This window comes from Metamycoplasma spumans (assembly GCF_041026625.1).
In the GTDB taxonomy this organism is placed as follows: domain Bacteria; phylum Bacillota_I; class Bacilli_A; order Mycoplasmatales; family Metamycoplasmataceae; genus Metamycoplasma; species Metamycoplasma spumans.
The window spans coordinates 456,057-468,948 of record NZ_CP163393.1 but is presented as its reverse complement, the minus strand read 5'-3'; the positions used below and the strand labels follow the sequence as shown (position 1 = coordinate 468,948).

Sequence of the window (12,892 nt, the reverse complement as noted above, 5' to 3'; positions counted from 1 at the left end):
AATATGGACAATAATAAACTATTTATTCAACTAAAAAAAGTTAAAAAAATTGGAAAAGCAAAATTTGCTTTAAGTATTATCGGAATTATCTTAAGTGTTTTAGTAGCGTTAGCAATTGTTGGAGTAGCAATTTATGGCCTTGTGTTAGCTCCAATTGGATTAGCATCAAAAGGTCTATAAATTATTTATTCTGTGTTTATTTATTTATTTTAAATTATGACCCGGCGTTATATTAACGTCCGGGTTTTTATTATTGTTTAAATTAATGTGTAAAATTATAATATGTTTAAGTTAAAGAGTAAATTCGAGAAAAAAGTGTATTCAAAAACGGTAAATAAAGTATTTTATTCGCTTGCGCTGTTGCCGATGATTTCATTTGCAACACTATCTTGTATAACTAAACAAGATTATAAAAATACTATTACTTTTCGAATTAGACAATTCCCTGAACAAGATTTTTTAATTTTTAAAAAAATCATTGATAGATATAATGATTTAAATAATGATTATAAAGTTAACTTAATTATGAATAGAGGCAGAGAAAACATTTACTCTTCAATTGCTTTACAATTAGAAACTAACGACGAGTTTGTTCCTAATATAGTTTTATACTACCCTAGCCTGGCTAACTTAGTTAATAAATATAACAGATCAGTAAATTTAGATAAAGAAGCTAAAGATGCTAATATTTATCAAAAAATACTTAATTTTAACAAAAGACTGGGTATTTCAAATTCTAATAACGAGATTTTTAATATGTCAATCGGACTAAGTTCGGAATCATTAATCATTAATAATATCTATTTAGGCGCCTATTTAGATAAATTATTGAATCACACAAAAAAGCTAAACCATGACTATGATTTTTTTAATTCAAATAGTAATACGATATTTAAAAATGCTATTGAAATATATTTAAATAGTGATGAAAAAATCAAAAAACAATATGAAAAAGCTTTTGAAAATATTGAATTTCATGATGATTATATTTTTAAAGAAAATTTTAAGTTTTACGATGATTTATTTTTATCAACTCAGTCATTATTAGATTTATCTAACTTTATCAATAAATCTTATACTATAAAAAATAGCAATAAGAATAGTCCATTATATGTTTCTAATAGCGCTAACTATTTTTATAAATTATTATTCGATAAAGCGAATGGTAATTGAGCTGACTATTTTTTAAAATATAAAAATGATAATAATTTGGATTATGAAAATATATTTGACTTAAATAACAACTCAAATCATAAACTTAAATGAGCTTATGATTTGAGTTTAGACAATATTTTAAATAATAACATTCAACTAAGATCAAATAAAATTATTAATAATACTGAACAATTATTAAATCAGTATATGTTTTTTATATCATCAACCAGGGCATATAATGACATAATAAAAACGACTGATAATAAAAAATATGTGACATTTTTAAATGCGCCAGAAAAATATAATCAAAGTAATACAAATGGAAGTTTTTTATCACAAGGCTTAAATTTAATTGCAATTAAAAAAGATGAGCGAAGTGATTTAATTACTAAAAACTTTATTAACTGATTGGTAAATGAAAATAATATTTTAGAATGAAAAGATAATAATAACACCTTATTTTTAACTCCGGTTGCTTATCTTAACTATAAATTAGGTTATATTTATCCAAACGATCAATATTTAGATTTTCTAAATAAAAATAACTATCACAATTCAATTACAGAAAACATTTCTACTATGTTAAAAAATCATAACATCATTCCTTTTCAAGATCCAGTTGATGAAAAAAGCGATAGTTTTAGAAAATTAATAGAACATTATTTCAATTACATAATATATGATAATATTAATGCCAAAAATGATAAAGATAGTTTGTCGTTTGAAAACTTTTTAAAATTCTTAAAAATAAATTTAATTTAAAATCAAAGCTATAAAACTTATGTTATTAGAAAATAATGTAGGTTTTTATTTTGAGTTTTTTGACAAAAAATAAGCCAGTTTTATGAAAAATTATTGAAAAAACACTAAAAAAACCACTTTTTTTGAAATTTTATAAAAAAATTAGGTAAAATGATTAGCAATTAAAAAGGAAAAACATGCAAGAGAATAACTTAAGATTACAAAACTGAATTATTTCTGCAACAGCTATTATGGCTGCGTTTTTCGTTGTCGAAATTATTAACTTCATTAAGAAGAATATTATTTGCACAATGTATAAGAATTACATGAATAATATTTCTAAAGGAGCTAATAATGAATCTCATTTTTTTAACTAATCATAATCACATAAAGAATCTTGGCAAGGCAAAAACTATGGCTTTTAGAGGTTCATAGTCTAATTTTTGTCTAAAAAATAAAATAAGAAAATTTAGAAAATAAAAGCCAAATATCTCATAAAAAAAGTTAATAATTTTAATAAAAAATTAAAAATCCAATTAAAAATAAACCATATTTTATAAACATATGGCCCAAAAAATATCAAAATAATTTATAATTATTTTTGTATATTTTTAAAACCTCTCACAATTAAATACAAAATTATGAAAATATACAATTAACTTAAGGAGTTAAAATGAAAAACAAAGCAAAATTATGATTGCTAGCTAGTGGGGCACTAACAGCCGCTGGTGTTCCTGCATTATTAGCAGCATCATGTAAAGTTGTGCCAGCATACGAAAAAAATGAATTCGTAGCTGAGTATAACGCTGAATTAACCACAAGACCATTCTATTGAGATGCTTCTCGTTCATATGGTGCATATGTAGAAGGATCATTTACATATTTAACAGGTGGAGAACTATTTAGAATTAAAGCTGTTAAACCAGCAGTAATTAAATCAGTTTATCTAACTTCAACTAAAAAAACTGAAAGCTTAGTTACACAACCAACTTTAGCTAAATACCAATTAGGTTTAGCGCAAGCTGTTGTATTAACATTAAAAAACGGTACAACAAAAGTTTTTGATAATGATGATGCTGAAGTTGTTGTTCCAGAACCAGATCAAGTATTAAACGACGGTCCTGTTAATGAAAGATACTTCTCAAACCCTAATCACTTTTTAACATCTAATAACGAAAGATCAATTAACAGTATCGCTTTTACCGAAGCATTGAATAATGCTACAAAATTACAAGTTGTAGTTAAAGAAGGTGTTAAATGAGTTGACAACAAAGGTGAAGAAACTCAATACGAAGTGGTTCCAAAAGACTTCTATTACTCATGAATAAGAACACTTCACAACAATGAAGAAGATAGACATAGCCACGGTGGAACAACAGAATTAGATGCTCTATTTAAAAAAGATATTTCTAAATCAGCTAACAATGTTTTCACAGACAAAGAATCATACAACAACGAATATCTATTTAAAGTTTTTGGTGTTGACTCTGATAAATTTGACGAAGAATCTACATTCTTAACAAATGTTGAAGCTGGTGTTGAAAGTTATGCCGGAAAACAAGCTCTAACATTTGAAGCACTTGCTAATGCAGATGCTAAATTTAAAGAATTTGCTCAATCAACATTATTTGGAAGAGATATGACATTTATGCCAGCTCCTTCTCAATTTATTGATGCAATGAATGAAAGCAAAAATCAACCTTTATATACAGAAACAGATGAATTATTATCAGGCGCTGAAGCAGCTGAATATTTACAAGAATTAAATAAATTACCAGCCGATAGTAAAGCATATAAAGCTGGAACATACTGATATGGAACAAGCTTAAAATCAACACTATTCAGTGGTGCATACTACGGTAAAGGGCGTTTAGCTTCTAGTGAAAGCATTGCTAAAAACATGCATTCATGAGATAAAGAATTTGTTAATAGAACTGACACAATTAACACAATTACTAATTTATATCAACAAAAAGCAGTTGATGCTAAAGAATTTACCAATTCTATATTCTTAAAATATGAACAAGGTACTTTATCACAAATTTCTTACACACAATTAACAGATTCACAAAAAGAAAAAGTTTCTAAAGAAGCATTGTCATACGGTTTTAGATTATTTAAAAAATTAAACGCTAAAAACCCATATTACAGACTTGCATCTAACCCTTTTGTTAACAATAGAGTAAAAGATTTAAAATATAACTACGCATTTAACGAAGCTTATGCTCAATTAGTATTTGGAACTTCTATTGAAGACTTAAAAGCTGATAAACAAAATAGAGATAGTTATGTAAGTGGTTTAGGATTAAGTTTTAGAACAATTTTAAATGCCGCTATTAACTGAGATGTTGTTGTCGGCGAAATGACTGGTGGTGTATCTAAGGCTTGAGTTGCTAAAGTTGCTGACGGATCATCAATCGGTGGAAGTGACCAACAAACTTCTAAATACAAAAACCCAGCAGATGCAGATGATTTAGTTAACGCCTTATCAGCAGTTGACAAAGACGGAAACATTATTGATTTTGGTCAATTCGGTAGAGAAATAAACCCATCAGAAAACGCTAAAGTTAATGCTGATAAAGCTAATATAGCTGAAAAATTAAAATCAGCCGGATGAGACATTTTAAAAGAAAAAATGGCTGAATTATTAGCAGAATTTGATAGACAACACCCATCACTTGCTGACGAAAAGATCGAATTTAGCTACTTCTTCCCATACTCAAATGCACCCGACAAATATTTAGTTGCATATGAAGCATTTTCAAAAGTTGTTTCAGAATTAAACCCAAGAATTAAATTAACTGTTAGAACATTCAACAATATAGCAGATCCTAAAGTTAAAGATGAGTTTGTTGCTTGAAGACAAGATGGTTTAGCTGGTACAAATATGGTTGCATGATCATATGACTATGACTCAATCGGATCAGGATACGACGGTCTTTCATGAACTGGAAACTTAATTCCTACATTAGTTCGTCTATCAAGATTAGAAGAAACATCAGCATTTGCCAAAGCTTTCCCTAAAGTATATGAATTGGCTAAAGGCGTTGTTGATTATGAAAAACAACACGAATTTGTATCATCAATACCATTTGATAAATTAGACAAAGCATCTGGTTACTACTACACTAGAGGAATTTACAGATACTTAAGTTACAAAATGAAAGTTAACGAAACTACTGGATTCTACGAACTTGATTTATTAGATGTTGAAAAAGAACAAGAAGTTGAAGAAAACGGTAACAAAGTTAAAAAAACAGTTACAGTTAAACAACCTCAAGCATATAAACCTGAAAGTGGTAAACATGTTGTTGACCCATACGAATGATCATCTATATTCTGATTAAACTATGTTTCTGGAAAAACAAATGAATACTTAGTTGGTTTAATGCAAGAACTTAGCTCGTATCTAAACGTAAACTTTACTACTGAAATGAACAGAAGTAAAGAAGAATTTATAAGAGTATTAATAAATAAAAATTACGTAACACCAATATTATCAGGTGCGGATGCAACTCCATACCAAGATTGAATTATTAAAAAATAGGTAGTTAATTATTTATTATGTTTAAATATATACGTCAAAGAATAGCGTTCGCTATTCTTACGTTATTTATTATTTCATTTTTCGTTTTCATGTTGGTTGCTACATTCGGACCAAACCCATTAGATCCTGTTGCGCAGGATTTATTGAAGAATGCAAAGAAAGGTGAAACTTATAGAGAATTACTTGCTAAGTTAGAAGTAGAGCACGGACTTCGTTATGGAACAGAGAAAGAACCAGGAGAATTAGTACCGTTAATTGTTAGATATTTCAACTACATTGGAAATATATTTACAAGAGGAGATTTTGGTTTCTTATTCAATACAAAAAATAACCCAAACTCAGCTGAATATAAAAATATTTGACAATTATTCTTTAATCCTCTAAAATACACTTTAATAATTACAGTTCCAACATTTGTTTTAAGTTCAATTTTGGGTATAACTATTGGTGTTATTGCTGGATATAAAAGAGGTAAGTTCTTTGATTCGGCATCTAACTTGTTTGTATTAGTATTTATAGCTGTACCATCATTTATTATTGCGCCTTTAGTTATAACTATTTTCGCAAAATTAGGTGTATTATCAATCGTTCCAAGACCTGGTTCAAATCAACCAATTGGAGTTCAAATATTAGCTTATATTCCTCCTATCATGGTTATGACATTGGGTCAACTGGCTTCTTATGTAACATATACAAGAAACCAAGTCATAACTGTATTAACTTCAAATTATGTTTTAATTGCTAAAACAAAAGGTTTAAGTTCAACACAGATTTTCTTTAAATATGTATTTAGAAATATCTCAATTCCATTATTTAGTTTAATATTTGGTTCATTTATTGGACTTTTATCAGGTTCGATCATTATTGAGAGATATTGACAAGTACCAGGAACATCACAAATTATCGTTAACGCCTTCCCATCAGGAGAAATTAACGTTGTTATGTTCTCAACATTATTCTTTACATTTGTTTCATTGCTAAGTGGAATTATTGTGGATATATCATATACATTATTAGATCCAAAAATTACATATGCTGCAAGAAGCAAGAAAAATTACTGACTATTCTTCAAAGCTTATTTAGAAAGAAGAAGATTAGCAAAAGATTTATTTAGATCAAATGAATCGCAATTAGTTAATACTAGCGGAAAGGAGAAATAAAATGTCTCAATTAGATACAAGCGAAATTAAATCGTTTAATAAAAAATACAAAATAAACGAAGAATTAGCTCAGAAGTTTGCCTTTATTACAGACAAAGAGAGACAACAATCTTCTTCTATTGCTGGTAAACCTAAAAAAATGAGTATAGAAATAGTAAAACGTTTTTTCAAAAACCCCGTTGTTGTTATTTCTTTGGTAGTATTTTTATCAATACTGCTACTATCATTATTAATACCTAGTCCAATGTTTACAGATTATATTCCTAACAAAGAATTATATAATTCAGAGTTAATAAGAAGTTTACCTCCTTATTCAACGCCTGTTGTTACAAGACCATTAGAAACAACAAGTGGAATTTGAGAAAGACTATCTTATATTTCTGGAAAAATGAATGAAAATGAGCAATATAAGAAATTTATGGAATATGTATTTTCTACACCGAGAGATTTCTCTTATGAACCAATAGAAGGTACTCCATTATTAAGAGTAACATACAATACATATAGTTTGGCTATTGCCGACACCTTAAATGCTTACATTGCTAAAGTTGGTTTAGATAATATAACAGAAGCTCAAGTTGCTGAGTTTGTTAAAACCCAAAGAGACTTTTTATCAAATGTTTTATTAGGAACAACATCATTTGGATATGACATTTGAGTTACTGCTTGATATGCAACTTGAAAAGCTATTAAAATTGCCCTAATAGTTGTTACTTTACAAGCACTAATTGGTGTTTCTGTGGGTGCTTATTTAGGTTTCAATGCTGGTAAATTAATTGACACAATTTCAATGCGTGTTATTGAGATTTTCTTAGCTCCCCCTACATTAATTTGAATATTAATATTCGTATCAATTACAGGTGTTAATGAAAACGCCTTAATCTTAGCGCTAACAATCGTTGGATGACCAGGATTTGTTGGTGTTACAAGACTATTTATAATTACTGTTAAAAATGAAGAATATATAACAGCTGCCAAAGCAATTGGAGCTTCTTCTGGAAGACAAATATTCGTTCACGCTTTACCTGCAATTATTGGTAAAGTAGCGACTTCGATTGTTAAATCAGTGCCAGGTGTTATTTTATGAACAGCATCGCTAGCGTTCTTAGGATTCTTCAGAGTACAAGAAGATACAAACCTTGGACAAATGCTAATTCAAGCTTCTTCTGAAACTGGTTCAAATATCTGAATCTTATTACTACCTGCTTTAATACTTTTATTCTTATCATTATCATTAAACTTTATTGCTCTTGGTGTTCATGATGCACTTGATCCAAAAGTTATGAGCAAAGGAAAGAAAAAATAATATGTCAAACTTAAAAAATAAAGAAAAAGACCAATTAGTTCAAAAAACTAAATCAAAATCGCAAAAAATTAAATTAAGAAGAGAAAAAGTATTAAACGAAATTAAAGTAGAAGATTTGGCAAAAGATAAAGTTTTAGAAGTTAGAAATTTACATGTAAGTTTTCCTCAAGGTCGGAAAAAAAGTATTCACATTGTGAGAGGTGTTGATATTGACGTGCATAGAGGAGAAATTATTGGTTTAGTCGGAGAATCTGGCTCTGGTAAATCAGTTACCTCAAAGACTTTGATTAATGTTAACGAAAACGGTATTATTTCAGCCGATAAAATTCAAATCGGTGGATATGAATTAACAAAAATTAAAAAACAAAAATATTGAGAATTTATCCGTGGTCAAAAAATTGGATATATTCCTCAAGATCCATTAACATCACTAAACCCAACTAGACTAATTGGTCACCAATTACTAGATGCTTTAAACAATAATATTGATTGAATGGATAAACCTTATTCAGAGAAAAAAGAATATTTAATTGGATTATTAAAAACTTTCGGACTAAGACAAGCGGAAAAAATTTTCATGGCTTATCCTCACACCTTATCAGGTGGTATGAAGCAAAGAATTGTTATAACAATGGTCGTTGCTTTAAAACCTGATTTGATAATTGCTGACGAACCAACCACAGCGCTAGACCCAACTGTTCAAGCTAGTGTTTTGGCGCTATTTGAAGAAATTCGTCAAAAAATGGGTATTTCAATTATTTTAATTAGTCACAACATTTCTGTTATCGCTAAGTTTTGTGATTACATTTATGTTATGTATGCTGGTAGAATTGTTGAAAGAGGACTTAAAAAAGAAATTTTTACTGAACCTGCTCACCCATATACATGAGCTTTGATTTCAGCTATACCTGAAAGTAAAGATGAGAAATTATACAACATTAAAGGTACACCACCAGACATGGCTAACTTACCAATCGGTGACCCTTTTGCGTCGCGTAATGACTATGCTCTAGAAATTGACTTTTTAAAAGAACCTCCACTAATCCCAATTACCCCAACTCACTCAGCTGCAACATGATTATTGAGCCCTGATGCTCCAAAAGTGCAACTATCACAAGATTTATTGAAACGTTTAGATTTATTTAAGAAGGCATTTAAAGATGAATAAAGATAATAAAAAAGTAATATTAACAATCGATAACCTAAAAAAATATTTCGTTAATCAAGGCTTTATAAACAAAGCTGTTGATGGCGTTTCTTTTGATCTACACGAAGGTGAAATTGTTGGTTTAATTGGTGAATCTGGTTCAGGTAAAACTACTGTTGGTAGAACAATTTTAAGATTGTATGATGACTTTAATGGTTTTGTTAAATTAGAAGACAAAATCATTTCTGGTAAAAATATTTCAAACCGTTTAAGAAAATTTTTAAGAAAAAATGTGCAAATGATTTTCCAAGATCCTCATGCATCATTAAATGGTCAACAAAATATTTATTCTATTTTAAAAGAACCTCTATTAGTAAATGGGGTAATGAAAAGTAAAATTAATGATATTTTTAAAGACTGATTAGAAGTTAAAAAAGCTTTTAAATATACTTTTCACATTGAAGCTATGAAACTTGAATTACAAAATTATCGTGAAATTAATAGATTAGCAAAACCACTTTTTGCTAATTGAATTAAAAGATTTGAAAATTTAGAGTTTGACAGTTCAAATGCTAAAGAAGATAATTTCGCCTTGTTTTATGGCTATTTAGAAGAAAAACAACATGTTGAAAGTTTGATTATTAACAACATGTATTCTAACGCAAGCAGACTTATTGAATTTTATTATGATGTTCAAAAAAGATATCGTAATGATGATTTAACAAAACCTGAAATTAATTTCAAAAACTCTAAACTTAAATTGGCAAGATTAGAACAATTATCTAAACAATCAATTGATTCTTATGAAGCTAAAAAAGAACTAAAAATTCAAAAAGAAAATTTAAGAAATCTTTTAAGAAGTTACACTGACCTTAAAAACGAAACAAAGAATACATTCAATAATTACATTCATGAAAGCAAAAACGAAAAAATGTTAATTAGCATCTCTCGTTTGATGTCTACCGATTTAAATTATTATTTATATACTTTGAAAAATGAAATTTTAATGTCAAAAAGAAAGAAATTAATTAAAGAAGTAAAAAGTAAGGCAACTTTACTTGGTTTTGAAGTTGTTAAAAAAATCATCAATGAAATTGATAATTACATAAAAAACTTTTATAATGAACACTTAGGCAGTATTGTTTATACTAAACACAACAGAAAAAACATTGATCAAGTAATTGAAAATAATTTTTCATTTGATTATCAAAAATATGTTGAACAATCATCGAAAAATGAAAATGAATGAAGATTAAAAATAGAAAAAAATGAAAACAAAATTAAAGGTCTTCAAGAAATAATTGCTCGTCACGATGAACCTGCTGTTTCAGCTAGCGATTTAGAAGCTGCTCGTCAAGAGTTATCAGAAGCTAAAGAAACTTATGAAAAAGAAAAAGCTATTTTCCTTGCAAATTACAAAAAGCAAATTAGCGACTTATATCAAAAAACCAAAGAAGAAAAAGCTTTATACCATAAATTAGTTGATCAACAAACAATTTGCAATGCAAAATTTGAAGAATATAAAAATTCATTTTTTGTATACCTAGAAGAACAAGCTAAATCTACTAAAGAAGAATTATTAGCTAAAATTCAAAAATTAGAGGCCGAACCTACAGTTAAGTCTGTTTCAAAAATTAAAGAATTAAAAGAAAAAATCAAGAAAGTTGATGATACTCTTCAATTGAATTTAAAAATGTATAAATCTGATTTAAATTTAAAAGAAGATACTTTAAAATCATTTGCTATCGAAAGAAAATATCTAGAAAAAGATGTTAAAAATATTTATCTTTTATTAGGTATTGACCATGCTTGAGTTGAAAAGAACCTTTCATCTAATACTGCTGGTGAAAACCCTATAACCGAAAGTTGAGAACAAAGAAAAAGATTTTTTGATTCTATTATTTCATTCCCAATCGCAAAATTCTTAATATCAGAGTTATTATATAAAATGATAATTTATAAAGCATTAGAGGATGTCGGACTACTAAAACAGTTTGCATATCGTTATCCACACGAATTTAGTGGTGGACAATTACAACGGATCGTTATTGCTCGTGCTCTAATTACTGAACCTAAAGTTATTGTTGCTGACGAACCTATTGCTTCACTAGATATTTCTATTCAAGCACAAGTAGTTAATTTATTAAAAGAATTGTGTATTAAGAAAAATATCGGATTAATTTTTATTGCTCATGACTTGTCAATGATTGAATACGTTGCAGACAATGTTCAAATTATGCACTTAGGAAAAATTGTTGAATCGGGTAAAACTGAAGCAATATACAGCAACCCAGTTCATCCATATACTATTAATTTATTTAAAGCAATACCTAAAATTTCAAATGCAAACGAGAAATTCCAAAACGTTTCATTTGCTTTAGATTATTTAGATGAACAGCAATTCCCTAATGTTCCTGAAACATTCAAAATTAACGAAAATCACTATGTTTACGGAACAAAAGAACAAGTTAAAAAATGAGTTAAAGAAAACGAAGAAAAATAATTTAAAGATATCGACAGCAATGTCGATATTTTATTTATTATCATTTAAAATAATATAAAATTATTAAATAAATAAAGGAGGATGAGATGTCAAGAATACAATTTGCAGAGTCGAAGAGTAAAAGATATTGAAAAGAAGGCTGAAATTTAGGCACTATTTTATACTTTTTTATATCTCTAGTGTTTGCCGTTGCATTAGTTTTTATTGTTAGATACTCATTTAAAGGTGATAAGCAAAAATCTTGACAGACAGCTTTATCCTTTTCTTTTATCACATTAATTACAATTAATTTAATAGTAATTCTGGTTAGAAAAGGGCTTGGAAAATGATTTTTTAAAATATTTATAGATTTGCATAGATCGAGAATAATATCGTCACGTGCTAAAGAACAATATAGCCCATCTATGAGTCAGTTTGAGAAAGATAAAATAATTAACCGTGTCAGACGAGAATATGACATAGAATTAAATAAAAAAGCTAAAGAAAAAAGTTATAAAACGCCTAATAATCTATCTTTTCTTTTATTAATTGGGATAGGAATATTAGTAATTATTGTTTTAATACCATTTTTTGCACTGAAAATAGTTTTTTAGGGAGGGATTATGAAATATTTAATTGGTAATTTGAAAATGAACTTTACATGCTTTGAAAGTAAGCAATACATTTTAGATTTAGAAAATGCAATCAAAGAGGCTGATTTAAAAGATGTTAAAATTGGAGCTGCGTTTTCGCATGATGCAATTGCCTGAGCAGATATGTTTAAAAAACGTAATTTTATGTTTGGTGCTCAAAATATATTTCACAAAGAAAAAGGTGCATATACTGGCGAAATTTCAATTAGATCAGCAATTGAATTGGGTCTAGATTTTATTTTAATAGGCCACTCTGAACGAAGACAATTATTCAATGAAACTGACGAATTAATTAATGAAAAAATAAAAAAAATCGAGAATACAAAAATCTGCCCTATTTTATGTATTGGCGAAAATTTAGAAGAATTTCAAAATAATAGATTAGAAGAAGTATTGACTAAACAAATTAATTCTGCTTTAAAAGACATAACAACACTAAGTCATTTAATTATTTCTTATGAACCAATTTACTGCATCGGAAATGGTATTATCCCTAAAATAGAACACATTCAGAGAGCAGTAGATTTAATTAGAAAAATAACTAACAATCAGTTTCCAATTTTATACGGGGGCTCTGTTTGCGATACAAACATTAAAACCTTATTAGAAGTTAAAAATTTAGATGGATTTTTAGTTGGTGGAGCTTCTTTAGACGCAAAAAACTTTGTTAATTTAGCTAAAGAGCTTGAGGTTAAATAAAT

General features: G+C 28.0%; 10 protein-coding genes. All 10 read left to right on the top strand.

The window, feature by feature from the left end; genetic code table 4:
• Positions 1–3: 3 nt before the first annotated feature.
• The 10 genes from AB5V95_RS02040 to AB5V95_RS01995 all read left to right on the top strand — a co-directional run bounded on the left by AB5V95_RS02040 (position 4) and on the right by AB5V95_RS01995 (position 12,890).
• Positions 4–180, top strand: a complete 177-nt coding sequence (locus AB5V95_RS02040; RefSeq protein WP_156924229.1) for a hypothetical protein — start codon at positions 4–6, stop codon at positions 178–180.
• Between the two features lie 102 nt (positions 181–282).
• Positions 283–1,917, top strand: a complete 1,635-nt coding sequence (locus AB5V95_RS02035) for a P80 family lipoprotein (protein ID WP_369085720.1) — start codon at positions 283–285, stop codon at positions 1,915–1,917.
• A 176-nt stretch (positions 1,918–2,093) separates the two neighbouring features.
• Positions 2,094–2,273: a hypothetical protein gene (locus AB5V95_RS02030; protein ID WP_369085719.1), complete on the top strand. Its 180-nt coding sequence runs from the start codon at positions 2,094–2,096 to the stop codon at positions 2,271–2,273.
• A gap of 296 nt (positions 2,274–2,569) precedes the next feature.
• Positions 2,570–5,443, top strand: a complete 2,874-nt coding sequence (locus AB5V95_RS02025) for an OppA family ABC transporter substrate-binding lipoprotein (protein WP_369085718.1) — start codon at positions 2,570–2,572, stop codon at positions 5,441–5,443.
• Between the two features lie 17 nt (positions 5,444–5,460).
• Positions 5,461–6,603, top strand: coding sequence for an ABC transporter permease (locus AB5V95_RS02020; RefSeq protein WP_369085717.1), 1,143 nt, complete (start codon positions 5,461–5,463; stop codon positions 6,601–6,603).
• 1 nt (position 6,604) lies between these two features.
• Positions 6,605–7,909, top strand: coding sequence for an ABC transporter permease (locus AB5V95_RS02015; protein WP_369085716.1), 1,305 nt, complete (start codon positions 6,605–6,607; stop codon positions 7,907–7,909).
• Position 7,910: 1 nt separating this feature from the next.
• Positions 7,911–9,077: an ABC transporter ATP-binding protein gene (locus tag AB5V95_RS02010; protein WP_369085715.1), complete on the top strand. Its 1,167-nt coding sequence runs from the start codon at positions 7,911–7,913 to the stop codon at positions 9,075–9,077.
• The gene (locus tag AB5V95_RS02005) at positions 9,070–11,559 is read left to right on the top strand and encodes an ATP-binding cassette domain-containing protein (protein ID WP_369085714.1); all 2,490 of its coding nucleotides are present in this window, start codon (positions 9,070–9,072) and stop codon (positions 11,557–11,559) included. Before AB5V95_RS02010 ends, AB5V95_RS02005 begins: the two co-directional genes overlap by 8 nt.
• An 86-nt stretch (positions 11,560–11,645) precedes the next feature.
• Positions 11,646–12,152, top strand: a complete 507-nt coding sequence (locus AB5V95_RS02000; RefSeq protein WP_369085713.1) for a hypothetical protein — start codon at positions 11,646–11,648, stop codon at positions 12,150–12,152.
• 9 nt (positions 12,153–12,161) lie between these two features.
• Positions 12,162–12,890 carry a triose-phosphate isomerase gene (locus AB5V95_RS01995; RefSeq protein WP_369085712.1) on the top strand — a complete coding sequence of 243 codons (729 nt, stop codon included), beginning with the start codon at positions 12,162–12,164 and terminating at the stop codon, positions 12,888–12,890.
• The last annotated feature ends 2 nt before the right edge of the window (positions 12,891–12,892 follow it).